The organism is Caulobacter sp. GW821-FHT11E10 (assembly GCF_058808375.1).
The window spans coordinates 10,900-25,349 of sequence record NZ_JBXARP010000002.1; the positions used below are offsets into that span (position 1 = coordinate 10,900).

At 68.2% G+C, this 14,450-nt stretch carries 14 protein-coding genes; 3 read left to right on the forward strand and 11 right to left on the reverse strand.

Translation table 11 applies throughout. The features are described from left to right. Positions 1-9: 9 nt before the first annotated feature. From rodA to AC1RRV_RS03155, 10 genes are all read right to left on the reverse strand, one after another. Entirely contained in the window at positions 10-1,167 is a 1,158-nt protein-coding gene (gene rodA, locus AC1RRV_RS03110) for a rod shape-determining protein RodA (RefSeq protein WP_492858118.1), read from the reverse strand. After that, a complete protein-coding gene (gene mrdA, locus AC1RRV_RS03115) occupies positions 1,164-3,200 on the reverse strand; it encodes a penicillin-binding protein 2 (RefSeq protein WP_492858119.1) in 2,037 nt (678 codons plus the stop codon). Before mrdA ends, rodA begins: the two co-directional genes overlap by 4 nt. A gap of 4 nt (positions 3,201-3,204) precedes the next feature. Further along, positions 3,205-3,720 carry a hypothetical protein gene (locus AC1RRV_RS03120; RefSeq protein WP_492858120.1) on the reverse strand — a complete coding sequence of 172 codons (516 nt, stop codon included), beginning with the start codon at positions 3,718-3,720 and terminating at the stop codon, positions 3,205-3,207. Continuing rightward, entirely contained in the window at positions 3,717-4,772 is a 1,056-nt protein-coding gene (gene mreC, locus AC1RRV_RS03125) for a rod shape-determining protein MreC (RefSeq protein ID WP_492858121.1), read from the reverse strand. Before mreC ends, AC1RRV_RS03120 begins: the two co-directional genes overlap by 4 nt. 50 nt (positions 4,773-4,822) lie before the next feature. Next, a complete protein-coding gene (locus AC1RRV_RS03130; RefSeq protein WP_004623009.1) occupies positions 4,823-5,866 on the reverse strand; it encodes a rod shape-determining protein in 1,044 nt (347 codons plus the stop codon). A gap of 352 nt (positions 5,867-6,218) precedes the next feature. Next, positions 6,219-7,097 (reverse strand): DMT family transporter, encoded by an 879-nt coding sequence (locus tag AC1RRV_RS03135; protein WP_492858122.1) that lies wholly within the window; start codon positions 7,095-7,097, stop codon positions 6,219-6,221. A 3-nt stretch (positions 7,098-7,100) separates the two neighbouring features. Then, a complete protein-coding gene (locus tag AC1RRV_RS03140; RefSeq protein ID WP_492858123.1) occupies positions 7,101-7,679 on the reverse strand; it encodes an O-methyltransferase in 579 nt (192 codons plus the stop codon). Positions 7,680-7,842: 163 nt separating this feature from the next. Further along, positions 7,843-9,417: a 2-isopropylmalate synthase gene (locus tag AC1RRV_RS03145; protein ID WP_492858124.1), complete on the reverse strand. Its 1,575-nt coding sequence runs from the start codon at positions 9,415-9,417 to the stop codon at positions 7,843-7,845. An 84-nt stretch (positions 9,418-9,501) separates the two neighbouring features. Next, positions 9,502-9,558: a hypothetical protein gene (locus tag AC1RRV_RS03150; protein WP_024265724.1), complete on the reverse strand. Its 57-nt coding sequence runs from the start codon at positions 9,556-9,558 to the stop codon at positions 9,502-9,504. Positions 9,559-9,653: 95 nt separating this feature from the next. Further along, on the reverse strand, positions 9,654-11,609 hold the full coding sequence (locus AC1RRV_RS03155) for an alkyl/aryl-sulfatase (RefSeq protein WP_492858125.1): 1,956 nt from the start codon (positions 11,607-11,609) through the stop codon (positions 9,654-9,656). 50 nt (positions 11,610-11,659) lie between these two features. Between AC1RRV_RS03155 and AC1RRV_RS03160 the strand changes: the two genes are divergently transcribed. Further along, positions 11,660-12,325, forward strand: coding sequence for a TetR/AcrR family transcriptional regulator (locus AC1RRV_RS03160; RefSeq protein WP_492858126.1), 666 nt, complete (start codon positions 11,660-11,662; stop codon positions 12,323-12,325). Here the strand turns inward: AC1RRV_RS03160 and AC1RRV_RS03165 are convergent. Continuing rightward, a complete protein-coding gene (locus AC1RRV_RS03165) occupies positions 12,288-13,007 on the reverse strand; it encodes a TVP38/TMEM64 family protein (RefSeq protein ID WP_492858127.1) in 720 nt (239 codons plus the stop codon). The genes AC1RRV_RS03160 and AC1RRV_RS03165 overlap by 38 nt on opposite strands. 228 nt (positions 13,008-13,235) lie before the next feature. On the opposite strand from AC1RRV_RS03165, the gene AC1RRV_RS03170 reads away from it, so the two are divergent. After that, positions 13,236-13,898 carry an AAA family ATPase gene (locus AC1RRV_RS03170; RefSeq protein WP_492858128.1) on the forward strand — a complete coding sequence of 221 codons (663 nt, stop codon included), beginning with the start codon at positions 13,236-13,238 and terminating at the stop codon, positions 13,896-13,898. A gap of 10 nt (positions 13,899-13,908) precedes the next feature. Then, a complete protein-coding gene (locus AC1RRV_RS03175) occupies positions 13,909-14,448 on the forward strand; it encodes an NADPH-dependent FMN reductase (protein ID WP_492858129.1) in 540 nt (179 codons plus the stop codon). Positions 14,449-14,450: the final 2 nt, after the last annotated feature.

Here is a 14,450-nt window from a genome sequence, read left to right on the forward strand (position 1 = left end):
CGCAGGCGTCTAGACCAGCGAACCCTTGCCGCTGGTGACTTCGGTGTAGCGGTGCACCCTCACGGACTGCACGAGGCCGAAACCGACCATGACCGTCAGCATGACGGTGCCGCCGTACGACAGCATCGGCATCGGCACGCCCACGACGGGGGCCAGACCCATCACCATCGCCCCGTTGATCAGCACGTACAGCGAGAAGGTCGCCGTCACCCCGGCCGCCGCCAGACGTCCGAAATGGCTATGGCTGATCGACGCGATGCGCAGGGCCATGAAGATGAGCGCGCCGTACAGGAACAGCACGCCGAAACAGCCGACAAAGCCGAACTCCTCGGCCAGGGTGGCGAAGATGAAGTCGGTCTGCTTCTCGGGCAGGAAATTCAGCTGGCTCTGAGAGCCAAGGCCGAAACCCTTGCCCAGCAGACCGCCCGAGCCCAAGGCGATCTTGGACTGCAGGATGTGATAGCCGTCGCCGGACGGGTCCTGCTCGGGATTCAGGAAGGTCAGGATCCGGTTGCGCTGGTAGTCGTGCAGCCCGAACATGATGAAGGGCGGGATCGCGACGGCGGCGGCCACGGCCAGGGCCGCGATGACTCGCCAGGACAGGCCGGCCAGGACCATGATCGCCGCGCCCGTGGCGCCCAGCAGGATGGCGGTGCCGAGGTCGGGCTGCTTGGCCACCAGCAGGAACGGCACGCCGATCATCGCCGCCGGGATCAGCAGCCACCAGGAGAACTTCGCCCGATCCGCCGAGAGGCCGTGATAGAATCGCGCCAGCGCCAGGACGAGGCCGATCTTCATCACCTCGGACGGCTGGAAGCGCAGGGGCCCGATCTGCAGCCAGCGCTGGGCGCCGAGCGCGATGTCGCCGACGACATCCACCGCGATCAGCAGCAGCACGCCGACCACATAGATCGGATAGGCCAGATTGAACCACCAGCGCAGATCGCACATGGCCAGGGCGATCATGATGATGAAATAGACGCCGAACCGCAGCAGGTGCCGGTCGGCCCAGGGCTCCCACGAGGCCCCCGCGATCGAGAACAGCATCAGGCCGCCCGTACCGGCGATCAGGGCCAGCACGAGGCAGAAGGTCCAGTCCACCTCCATGAACTTGATGATCGGCCGGTCGCGTTCGCCCGGACGGGTCAGGCCGCCGCTCAGGGTCATATGTGGCCTCCCTGCGGAGCGTTGGATGGAGCGTTGGCCGGCGCGGCGCCGGGCGCTGGCGGCGGAGCTTCGACGGGGTCCTCCGGCGCGGCGCCTTCCATGACGTCTTCCGGCGCGGCCTCGGGCAGCGGCGTCGGACGCTCGATGCGGGCGCGGATCTCGGGATCCTTCAGCAAGGCGACGCGCATCACCTCGCGGGCGCGGGGCGCGCCAGCGGTGGCGCCGCCCAGACCGCCGTGCTCGATGATGACCGCCACGGCGTAGCGCGGGTCGTCATAGGGGGCGAAGGCCACGAACAGGTTGTGGTCCTTCAGGCGCCAGGTCGTAGCGTAGCCCTTCCGGTTGGTGACGCCGTCATAGCTGCGCACCTGGGCCGTGCCCGTCTTGCCGGCCATCTGCACGTCGCCCAGGCCCAACTGGCTCTGGCGATAGGCGGTGCCGCGCACGTCGTTGGCCACGGCCGCCATGCCGCCGCGTACATATTCCAGATGCTCCGCCGAGAACGGCAGGTCGGGAACGGCCGCGCCGCTGGGCTGCTCGACCCCGCCGACCGACTTGATCAGGCGAGGGTTGAGGGCCTTCTTGCCGTTGGCCAGGCGCGAGGTCATCACCGCCAGCTGCAGGGCGTTGACCGTCAGGGCCCCCTGCCCGATCCCGTAGCTGGGGGTCTCGCCGGGAAACCAGGTCTGGTTTGCCGGATTCTTCTTAAACGCCCGCTTCTTCCAGGCTCGGTCGGGCACGTTGCCCTTCTTCTGGCCGGGAATACCGATGTCGAAGAGCTGACCAAAACCCATGGCCCGGGCCGCCACGGCGATCGGGTCGGGGCCGATCTTCAGCGAGGTCTGGTAGAAGTAGACGTCGCAGGAGTTCTTGATCGCGTCGTGCAGGTTCTGCGAGCCATGGCCGCGCGGTTCCCAGCACCGCCAGGTGCGGCCGCCGTAATACCAGCTGCCGCCACAGTTGATGCGGACCTCTGGGTCGATGCCCGCGGCCAACGCCGCCAGGCCCACGGTCGGTTTGAATGTGGAGCCGGGCGGGAACAGGCCCGTCATCGACTTGTCGAGCAACGGTTTGCGCTCGTACTCGGCCAGCGCCTTGTACTCGGCGCCCGACAGCCCTTTCACGAACCGATTGGCGTCGAAGCTGGGGGCCGAGACCATGGCCAGCAGGTCGCCGTTACGGATATCCATGACGACGATCGCGCCGCTCTCGTCGCCCATCACCTCCAGCGCGCGGTTCTGGATATCGGCGTCCAGAGTCAGGCGGATTTCCTTGCCCGGGGTCGGACGGATATCGCCGGCGGGATCGAGGCGCACCACGCGACCCTGGGCGTCGACCTCGGCCTTGGTGGCGCCCGCGCGCCCGCGCAGGTCCTGGTCGAAGGCCTTCTCCACGCCCTGCTTGCCGATCCGGAAGCCCGGGTGATGCAGCAGGTCCTGGTCCTGCGTCGCGTCCCCCTCGGCCGCCTTCAGGTCGCGTTCCGAGGCCTTGGCGACATAACCAATGACGTGTGCGAAGGCGCCGCCGAACGGATAGACCCGCACCTCGCCCATATCGGCGGTCACGTGGGGCAACTCCGGCGCGCGGATATTGACGCGCGAGAACTCCTCCCACGAGAGGTCCTCCATCACGACGACAGGGGCCTTGCGCGGCGCCCGGTCCAGCTCCTTGAGCACCCGGGCCCGGCGAGTGCCGTCGATCGGCACCAGCTTGGCGAGGTCGTCCATGACGGCCTCGGCGTCCAGGTCCTTGTCCTTGTTGACCATCAGCCGGAAATTGGGCCGGTTGGACGCCAGTGATACGCCGTTGCGGTCCAGGATCAGGCCGCGCGGCGGCGGCACCAGGCGGTAGTTGAACTGGTTGCCGGCCGACAGCTTCTGATAGCGCTGGGCCTCGACCAGCTGCAGCTGGGCCAGGCGTCCGCCCAGGGCCAACAGGCCCATGCCCGTGAACCCGCCCAGCAGGAACGCGCGCCGGTGGAAGACCCCCTGACGCTCGTTGACCTCGAAGAAGAAGATGGACGGTTCGCTCATGCCCTCACCGGAAACGCACGTCGGCGTCCTCGAAGCGATCGACCAGGCGGTGGGCGAACGGGAAGAGCAGCGCGGTTACCAGGAACTGCCAGAATACGGCCAGCAGGCTAGGCATGGCCAGGCTGTCGAGCATGGTGAAAAGGAAACCGCCGGTCATGGCCATCGCCGTCACGGCCGCGAACCAGGCCCACATCATCGGCCGGCTCTGGCCGGTCATGGCGTTGCGCAGGACCAGCACCATGGCATAGGCCAGCAGGAGCGACAGGCCCCACAGGCCGGTCGGCCCGCCCCAGAAGATGTCGAGGAACAGGCCCAGCACCAGGATTGCGAACGGCGCCAGGATCGAAGGACGGATCATGGCCCAGGCGAAGGCCGGAACCATGGCGAACACGGGCTCGGGCAGTTGCAGGCCCCAGATCCGGATCGGCGCGGCGAAGATCACCGTCGCGACGACGCAGAGCAGCATGGGCACGCCCAGCCAGCGGCCAGGATTGAGGGGCCGCGCGCCGCTCATGCTCATCGGGGCGCTCCCGTCGGCGCGGGGTTCGCGGCGGGCTTGGCTGGCGGCTTGGCGGCCGGCGCCACGGTCGTCGGCTTGGGCGCGGCCGGCGTCGGCGTCCCAGCGGCGGGGGTCGCGGGTGGCGGCGGGGCCGACAGGATCGAGGTCTGCGGGTCTTCGGTCGTCACCGGTGGCAGGGTCTTGGTTTCCAGCTGCTTCTCGTCGGCCAGCTGGGCGAAGTCCTTGAACAGCAGGATACGGATGTAGTCGATCGAGGCCTGGTCGGCGAACAGCACGACGCGCCAGCGACCATCCAGGCCCTTGACGGCCGCGCCGACCGGCAGACCGCGCGGCACGACGCCGCCGTCGCCGGAGGTCACGACACGGTCGCCCTGCTGGATCGGATCGACGCCACGCAGATATTCGAGCTTCGGATTGGGCCCGCCGTCACCGGTCAGGACGGCGCGGGCGTTGGTGCGGTCGATCATCACCGGCGTGCGCGAGGCGATGTCGGTGAGCAGCAGCACCCGGCTGACGCCCTTCGAGACCCCGACGACGCGACCGACCAGGCCACGCTCGTTCAGCACGGGATTGCCGACCACGATGCCGCGCTCCGAGCCGGCGTCGGCCAGGCGGGTGTTGGCGAAGGGACCGCGGCTATCGCTGACCACCCGGGCCGAGGCCATCGGGATCGGCGGATCGGTCCGCAGGCCCAGCAGCGACTTGTAGCGGTCGTTGGTGTCCTGCAGCGCCAGGGCCCGGTCACGCCATAGGCGCATCTCGGCCAGCTCGGTCTTCAGACGGCGGTTCTCCGACGCGGTGAAGAAGTAGCTGCGGACGAAGTCCAGGCCCAGGCCCGTCCAGCGTCCCGGCGCGGCGATGGCGCCGCTGACCGGCCTGGCCACGACGTCCACCGTCTGGCGGGTGACGCCATAGGCCTGTTCCTGGAGGGTCTCGCGGCGATCGGCCAGCAGGAACGCGACGGCGATGACCGCCGCGACGATCAGGGCCACCGCCGCCGTCCAGGTAAGCGGCACTTTCAGGTCGCCGAGGGGACCTTCGCGAAAGGGCACGAATTGTATCTCCCGACGCCCCCCGAGGCGCCTCTAGAGGAAATCCTAGCTTACGCCAGCGTGGATTCCAGGACGCCCTTCATCCACTTCGGGTGCTCCAGCACCTTGCCGCAGCCCAGGGCTACGCACGACAGCGGATCATCGGCCACCGTGACCGGCAGGCCGGTGTGGTCGCGGATCTCGGCGTCCAGGCCGCGCAGCAGCGCGCCGCCGCCCGTCAGCATGATGCCCTTGTCGGCGATGTCGCTGGCCAGTTCCGGCGGGGTGGCTTCCAGCGCCACCTTCACGGCTTCGACGATCTGCCCGACCGGTTCGGCCAGGGCGTCGGCGGCCTGCTTTTCCGAGATCCGGACTTCGCGCGGCACGCCCTGCATCAGGTCGCGGCCCTTGACGTCGATCGACAGGCCTTCGCCATCGGCCGGCGCGCGGGCGGTGCCGATTTCCTTCTTGATGCGCTCGGCGGTCGTTTCGCCGATCAGCAGGTTATGGTGGCGACGCATGTAGCTGATGATCGCCTCGTCCATCTTGTCGCCGCCGACGCGGACCGAGCGCGAATAGACGATGCCCGACAGCGACAGAACGGCCACTTCGGTGGTGCCGCCGCCGATGTCGACGACCATCGAACCGGTCGGCTCGTGGATCGGCAGGCCGGCGCCGATCGCGGCGGCCATCGGCTCGTCGATCAGGCCGACGCGACGAGCGCTGGCGTTCAGACAGCTGTCGTTGATGGCGCGGCGTTCGACGGCAGTGGCGCCCGACGGCACGCAGACGATGACCTTGGGGTTCACGAAGCCCTTGCGGTTGTGAACCTTGCGGATGAAGTACTTGATCATTTCCTCGGCGACTTCAAAGTCGGCGATGACGCCGTCGCGCATCGGGCGAATGGCTTCCATGTGGCCCGGCGTGCGGCCCAGCATCTGCTTGGCCTCGATACCCACGGCGTGGACGATCTTGCGACCGCCGACATTGCGCAAGGCGACCACCGACGGCTCGTTCAGAACGATCCCCTTGCCCTTCATGTAGATGAGGGTGTTGGCCGTACCGAGGTCGATGGCGATGTCGTTCGAGATCACGCCGAAGAGGGAAGAGAACATTGAAAGCCCTGACTGAGGGATAGGAGGGGCGTAACGCGGGCAGATCGAAGTGGTCAGATCGGAGAAGAGGAGCCTATCCGTCCCGGAGACGGGGTCGGCGGAGAAGAAAAGGCTCCTACTTCAATTCAATGCGAGGACAACATGATTCCCGCATTTAGGGGATTTCGACCCGGTCCGCGCGTCTTGTCGCTCGGCGGGAGCGCCGCCCCCTGGCCGCGCCGTCGTCCGAGCGGCCAAAAGCGCGCCGACGCCCGCCCGTGTGCCCTGCGAAAGCGTTGAATTCAAGGTCTATTAGCGGGGTTGTCCAAGGCTTTTGCAGCCAAGCTGGCCAAGCATCCGATCGTGGCGAAATCTAGCCGAGCGCGGCCATGACCACGCCGACCGCCGTGATCAGTCCCGCGACCATCTGGAAGAGGCTCAGACGCTCCTTGAACAGACGGCGTCCAGCGATGGCGGCGATGGGCATTTCGACCACCCCGACCGCCCTCACCGGCCCCACCGGCGACAGGGCCATGGCGGTGAACCACAGGCCCGAGGCCGCCGCGCCGCAGAACCCCGCGCCCAGCGACTGGCGCCAGGCGGCGATCACCGCCTTCAGGGAGTCCGGATTGCGCCAGGCCAGGTAGCTGGTCAGGCCGACGGTCTGGATGGCCTGCACGACCATCACCGTCACGAACGCCGAGGCGGCGGGGTGGGCGGGATCGAAAGCCAGGCTGGCCTGGCGGAAACAGTTGGCGCTGAGCGCGAACATCGCGCCAGAGCCCAGGCCCGCCAGCACCGCGCCCTTGCGCATGACCACTTCGCCGCGCGGCCAGGTCAGGGCGGCCAGGCCCCCCGTGGCGATCAGGCCGCCGACCCAGGTGACCGGACCGATGTGGTCGCCGAAGAACAGCGCGCCCCAGATCAAGGCGAACGGCAGGCCGCTCTGCTGCATGGCCGTGCCCAAGGCGAAGGTCGAGCGGTGCATGGCGACCAGCAGCGCCGCCGTCGCCGCGATCTGCAGCCCCGCCCCCGCCGCGCACGCCAGCCAGAAGGATGGTGTCGGATGGGCGCTGGCGCCGGGCGTCAGCATCCAGGCCACGGCGGCGAACACCGTCGCGAACGGCAGACCGAACAGGAAGCGCACCAGGGTCGCGCCCCACGGCCCCGCTCCGCCCATGATCGAGCGCTGGGCGGCGTTGCGGGCGACCTGCAGGGCCGCCGCGCCGATGGTGATCGGAATCCAGATCATGCCCTACCGCCTCGCCGCGATGATCAGGCCCGAGGCCCAGGCCAGGCGGGTCGTGACCAGATCGGCATGGCTTTCCAGACGCACGGTCAACTCGTCAACCCGGGCCTGGTGTCCTTCTGGCCAGTTGGGCTGGGGCAGCATGTCATCGACCACGTACAGCCCTCCCCGTCTCAGCAGGGCCAGGGTCTCGTCCAGCCCTTCGTACTTGCCGGGCCAGGCGTCGGCGAAGATCAGGTCGAACGAGGCCGGCGGCTGATCACGGACATAGTCCAGGCCATCGGCCAGCACGAAGCGCAGGCGCTCATCCTTCAGGTGTTCGCGCGCGATCTCCTGGACCCGGGCGTCGGTGTCGACGCTGACCAGTCCGGCCGACGAATCCAGGCCCGCCAGCAGCCAGGCGGTGGCCAAGCCCGTCCCAGTTCCCAATTCCAGCATCCGGCCGCCCGGCTTGGACGCGGCAAGGAGGCGCAAGATGGCCCCGGTGTCGGCCTCGGACGGCATGTCGAAGCCCAGCGCGGCCGTGCGCGCCTGGATCGCGCGCCAAGCGCTCGGCGCGCCTTGGGTATTGTCGCCAAAGATCATGGCATGCCCCTCCGCCGCGTCATGCAAGCGCGCGCCATCGCCGGCGCCCTCGCGGGAGGCCGTTCAGGACGCACGCCATCTGGCTCGCCTTTTCAGGCGAGGCCAAGCGACGCGACTATTCAGTGATGGAAGGTCTCGGCCGGAGCCGAGACGACCGCGAACCTCAGAAGCCGCTGGCGATCGCCGCTTCCGGCCGGCTCTTTTCCTTGCGGGCGAAGAGGTTGTTCAGGGCGTTGACGTACGCCTTGGCCGAGGCCGTGAGCGTGTCGGTGTCGGCGGCCGCGCCGGTGGCGATGCGGCCGTCCTCTTCCAGACGCACCGAGACCTGGGCCTGGGCGTCCGTGCCTTCGGTCACCGCGTGCACCTGGAACAGGCGCAGGGCGGCGCTGTGCGGCACGATCTTGTGGATGGCGTTGAACACCGCGTCGACCGGGCCGTCGCCGGTGGCTTCCGCCGTGCTCGAGACGCCGTCGACGTCCAGGGTCAGCTCAGCCGACTGGCCGTCGGTGCCGGCCACCACGCGCAGGTGCGAAACGCGGATTTTCTCCGAGCCGCGCGCCAGGGCGTCATCAACCAGGGCGATGATGTCGTCGTCGTAGACGTGCTTCTTGCGGTCAGCCAAGTCCTTGAAGCGGCCGAAGGCTTCCTTCAGCGCGTTCTCGCCGAGCTCGTAGCCCAAGTCCTTCAGCTTGGCGCGGAAGGCGTGGCTGCCCGAGTGCTTGCCCATGACCAGGCTCGACGGGGCCTGGCCCACCGACTCCGGCGTCATGATCTCGTAGGTCTCGCGGTTCTTGAGCATGCCATCCTGGTGGATGCCGCTCTCGTGGGCGAAGGCGTTCTTGCCGACGATCGCCTTGTTGTACTGCACCGGGAAGCCGGTGATGGCCGAGACGTAGCGGCTGGCGCGGGTGATGTGCGTCGTGTCGATGCCGGTCTGGTAGGGCAGACGGTCGCCGCGCACCTTCAGGGCCATGACGATCTCTTCCAGCGCGGCGTTGCCGGCGCGCTCGCCCAGGCCGTTCACGGCGCACTCGACCTGGCGGGCCCCGCCCTGAACGCCGGCCAGGCTGTTGGCCACGGCCAGGCCCAGGTCGTTGTGGCAATGGGTCGAGAAGACGACGCGGTCGGCGCCCTCGACGTTCTGAGTCATCCAGCTGAACAGGTCGGCGTATTCCGACGGATAGGTGTAGCCCACCGTGTCGGGCAGGTTGATCGTCGTGGCGCCGGCCTTGATGGCGGTCTCGATGGCGCGGCGCAGGAACTGGCGGTCGCTGCGGGTGGCGTCCTCGGCCGACCACTCGACGTCATCGCGCAGGTTGCGGGCGTGGGTGACCGAGCGGGCGATCACGTCGATGACGGCGTCCGGCTCCATCTGCAGCTTGTGCTTCATGTGCAGGTCGGAGGTGGCGATGACCACGTGGATCCGGCCGCGCTGGGTCGGCTTCAGGGCCTCGGCGCACCGGTCGATGTCGACCTGGTGGGCGCGGCACAGGCCGGCGATGGTCGAGTTCTTGACGATCTTGGCCACTTCGCGGACGGCCTCGAAGTCACCGTTCGAGGCGATCGGGAAGCCGGCCTCGATGATATCGACCCCCATCTCCTCGAGGATCTTGGCCAGTTCCAGCTTCTCTTCCAGCGACATCGACGCGCCGGGCGATTGCTCGCCGTCGCGCATGGTGGTGTCGAAAATAACGACGTTGTCGCGCTTGTCGAAAGCGGCGGGCGATACGGGGGTCATGGATATACTCGTCGAATGGGGTGTCTGCGTGCGGGCTGCGGGCTCAATGTCCCCTGTGCGCCCGGCCACGACGATGCGCGGCCCCTAGAGCGCCCAGGGGCTGATAAGCCGAAGCGAAAGCAGGTCGCGCGTGACAGTCATGGCCGACTTTCTACACAGACGGCCAGAATCGAGCAAGCAATTTGCGCCAGCCGCGCGATCCGTCGCAGCTGGCGCAAGTTTATTCCAGGCCCTGGTTAATTCGGGCGCGTTACGATCGGGAAGTCGGTGGGGAAGGCGTCAAACCATCCCGCCAAACGGCCCATCGCCGCGCGATCTCCCTCAAGCTTGACTTCCCCGGTCAGGATTTTCGGGACCAGCGAGGTTCCGCGGAACAGCGAGTCCAGGAACACCGGCCGCGCGACGGTCAGGGTGGCGTCGACCCCCTCCCCGCCCGTGGAGGGCTGGGCCACCAGCACGCCGTTGCGCACCTCGACCAGGAACCGCTCGCCGCGATCCGGGAAGGCGAAGACCATGCGCAGGCGTGCGTCGCCGGCCTTGTCGGCGTTGAGGCGGATGGCCAGGACATCGAAGATCATCTGGCTATCCAGCGCGGTGATCATGTCCAGCGGCGCCATTGAGGTCGGCAGCTTGCGCACCCCGCCCCGCAGCTCGTCCGCGCCGGTCAGGTAGATGTTCCGCCACAACGAGTTCTCGGTCTGGTAGCCCATCTGCTCGTAGGCGGCGGCCAGCAGGGTCTTGGCTTCCTTGTCGGCGTCGTCGGCCATCACCGCGTGATTCAGCAGGCTCGCGGCCCAGGCGTAGTCGCCCTTCTCCACCGCTTCCTGGGCCAGCGCCTTGACCTTGGCGGCCCCGCCCATGGCCGCGACATAGCGCTTGCCCGCGTCGGCCGGCGGCGCGGGGACCAGGTGGGCCGGGTTGGCGTCGTACCAGCCCATGTAGCGCTGATAGACGGCCCGGCTGTTGAAGCTCATCGACCCGTAGTAGCCGCGATTGAACCAGTCCTTGGCCAGGCCCGGCGGCAGCTGGATCTTGGCGGCGATCTCATCGCCGGTCATGCCGAGGTTCATCATCCGCACCGTCTGGTCATGCAGATATTTGTAGGCGTCGCGGTGATCGGCCAGGAAGTCCCGGACCACCGCCCCGCCGAAGCGCGGCCAGCCATGGCTGGTGATCATCACGTCGGTGGCGTCCCCGAACAGCCGGATGGACTCGGTCAGGTCGTCGGCCCAGGCCTTGCTGTCGCGAACCAGGGCTCCACGCGGGGTCAGGATGTTGTGCATCGTGACATTGGCGTTCTCGGCCATGTCCAGGACGCGCAGCTCCGGGAAATAGAGGTTCATCTCGGCCGGGGCCTCGGTCGAGGGCGTGTACTGGAAGCGGACCTTGACCCCGTCCAGCGTCAGCTCCTGGCCGGTGTGGTCGATGCTGATGGTCGGCGGGATCAGGGTGATCGAGCCGCGCGCGATGTTCTGGCCAATGCCGGCGCTGACCTGCCCCTCGACGCCCGGCGGCAGCATGATGCCGAACTGGTATTGGGCCCGGCGGCTCATGGCGTTGCCGGCCAGGATGTTCTCGGCGGCCACCTCCTCCATAAAGCCCGTCGGGGCCACGATGGCGACCTTGCCCGCCTTGACGGCGGCCTCGTCGACCACGCCCCGCACGCCGCCGAAGTGGTCGCTGTGGCTGTGGGTATAGACCACCGCCTTGACCGGCAGGACGCCCAGCTTCTCGTTGACCAGGTCCAGCGCCGCCTTGGCGGTCTCCTTCATGGTCAGCGGATCGATGACGATCCAGCCGGTGTCGCCGCGCACGAAGGTGATGTTGGAGATGTCGAAGCCGCGCACCTGGTAGACGCGGTCCGAGACCTTGAAGAGGCCATGCTTGGACAACAGTTGCGCCTGCCGCCAGAGGCTGGGGTTCACGGTGGCCGGCGGCTCGCCCTTCAGGAAGGCGTAGGCGCCGAGGTTCCAGGCCGGCTGGCCGTCGTCGCGCTTGATCAGCGGATCGGCGCGCGTGCCCAGGAAGCCCTTGTCGGCGAACTCGAAGTCCTGGCGGTCGGCCATCGGCAGGGTCTGGGCGAAGGCCTTCTGGCGCTCGACCGTGATCGGGCTGGCGATTTCACCGGCGCTGGCCGCGCCCGCGACCATGACCACAGCCAAAGCGCTCGCCGCCAACATTTCCTTGCGCATGTCACCCTCCCGCTATTTGAAACTTTATAGTTTCATTCTATATATCACCGATGAGCGGAGTCGCGAAAGTCCCTGCGCCCAGAGGCCGCCCCGGCCAGCCCAAGCCCCGGGTGGACAAGGCCGCGCGCGGCCTGGCCGTGCTGGAGGCCGCCGTCGAGGTGTTCGCGGAAAAGGGCCTGCAGGCCGCCACCATGCAGGACGTCGCTGACCGCCTGGGCGTGGCCAAGATCCTGATCTACCGGCTCTACCCCTCACGTCAGAGCCTGATCGACGCCCTGTTCGGCGACATGCTGGCGCGCATCGAGGCCGAAGCGGGCCGCCCCTGGGGCGGCTACGGCTCCAGCATCGCGCGGCTGGTGGCGATGTCGCGCGGCAATCCCAAGCTGGCCCTATTGTTGCTCCGCGACGCGCGGGCCGCGCCCGAGGCCTTCGCCTGGCGCGAGGCGCTCGAAGCGTTGCTGACCCAGTTGATCGAACCGTTCGTGGCGCCGCCCCCGACAGCGTCCGACGCCGCCCGCGCCACCTGCCGACACGCCGCACGCACCTTCATGCACTTCGTGATCGAGGCCTGGGCGGCGGGAATCGAGGGGACGGACGGCATGGACGACGCCACTCGCACGCGCTGGTTCGGCGAGATCGTCAGAGCGTGGCGCGAGGCGACCTACGCCGCCGCGGGCCTTAGCCCACTTCCTCTTCCGCCGACTCACGACGCTTGAGCCAGGCGCGGCTGAGCAGGCCCATGGCCAGCCAGATGACGACGGCCAGCACGATCATGACGATGTGCTGTTTGCCCCCGCCCTTCATCGCCTGAACGATCGAATTGCCGGCGAAGGCGGTCAGGGCGATCTTGGGAATGATCCCGATGGCCGTGCCGGCCGCGAAGTGACGTAGCCGCATCGGCGTGACGCCGGCGGCCATGTTGACGACGATGAACGGCGCCGAGGGCACCAGACGCACGATCAGGCTGGCCATGAAGCCGTTCTTGCCGATCATCCGCATGAACTTGTTGACGCCCTCGCCCGCGAAGTCGCGCAGGATCCGCGCGCCATAGGCCCGGCCGAGCCAGAAACCGACCATCGACGAGACCAGCGTCCCGATCCAGCTGTAGGCGAAGCCTGTCCAGGGCCCGAAGGCGACCACCGCCGCGGCGATCAGCACGAACTGCGGCACGCCCAGGAAGGCCATGACCGCGAACGCCGCCACGGCCGCCGGCAGGGCCCAGGGCCCGCTGGCCGCGCCCAGCCAGTGCTCGACCGCCGCCTCGCCATTCACGCCCAGAAGCTGCGCGCCGAACAGGAAGACCACACCGACCCCGCCGAACAGGACGAACGAGACCGCCACCGTGCGCCAGGCGCGGGCGTCCATGTTGGTCACGAAGTCGAGTATGCGGCGGATCACGGGCCCTCCTCGCGCAAGCGCCGTTCCGGGTCAAGCATGCCGCCCAAAACGATGGGCGGACACGCGCAGGCGAACGGGGCGTTTTTCCGACCAACACCCCCCAACCGCGATCCGGGGACGTTAAGACTCGCCCGTCACGACAATTCAGTTGCGCGCGCTTCACATCACAGCGTTACTTATCCACAGGCTGCAAGGGCCGAAAACCTTGGCCTGACAAGGAGTCGTGACGTGAAAACCCTGGCTGTCATCTCCCGCAAGGGCGGCGCCGGCAAGACGACGCTCTCGGTCAACTTGGCGATCACCGCGCATCTTGCCGGCCTCAAGACCATGCTCGCCGACATCGACCCCCAGCGTTCCGCGTCCGACGCCCTGCGCGCCCGCAACGGCGACGGCCCGGTCCTGGCCGAGATCAACGCCGGAAAGCTGTTCTCCACCCAGATGCTGGGCCAGAACAGCCACTTCGACGCCCTGGTCATCGACACGCCTGCCTCGCCCGAAGCCGACGTGCTGCAGGCGATCCACTGCGCCGACCTCTGCGTGCTGGTTTGCCGCCCGACCTTCCTGGATATCGCCTCCGTGGTCCGCTCGGCCGAGGCTGTGCGCCGTCTGGGCAAGAAAGGCGTGATCGTGCTGAGCCAAGCCCCGGCGCGCCGCAACGGCATCGAACCGCCGGCCGTCGTGAAGGCCGCCGAGGCCCTGCGCTTCACCGGCCTGCCGCTAGCCCCGATCGGCCTGCGCGCCCGCAACGCCTTCCAGCAATCGATCGCCCATGGTCGTTCGGTGTGCGAATGGGAGCCCGGTTCGGCCGCGGCCGAGGAAATCTCGCGCCTGTGGGACCTGATCGCCCCGATGCTGCTCGGCCACGAGGACATTCGCGCCCGCGCCGGCTAGATCTTCTCGCATGAAGATTCTCGCCGTCTCCGGCAGCCTGCGGGCGGCCTCATACAACACCGCCCTGCTGCACGCCGCCCGCGAACTGGCGCCCGAGGAGATGCGGATCACGGTCTTCGGCCTGGGCGACCTGCCGTTCTTCAACCAGGACATCGAGGACCAGGGCGATCCCGCGCCCGTCGCCGCCTGGAAGACCGCCGTCCGCGAGGCCGACGGCATCCTGATCGCCTGCCCGGAATACAATGGCGGCCTGACGGCGGTGCTGAAGAACGCCATCGACTGGGCCTCGCGTGGCAAGCCCGCCCCGCTGGACGGCAAGATCGCCTGCGCCTTGGGGGCCAGCCCCGGGATCACCGGCACGGTCCGCGCCCAGGACGCCCTGCGCCTGAACCTCAAGCGCACCGGCGCCGACCTGGCCCCGCTCTCGGACATCCTGGTGGGCCAGGCCCATACCAAGTTCGAGAACGGGACCTTGATCGACGAACGCACCCGCCAGGCGATCGCGCGTCACCTGGCGAGCTTCGCGGCGATCGTTCGCGCGCGGTCCTGAAG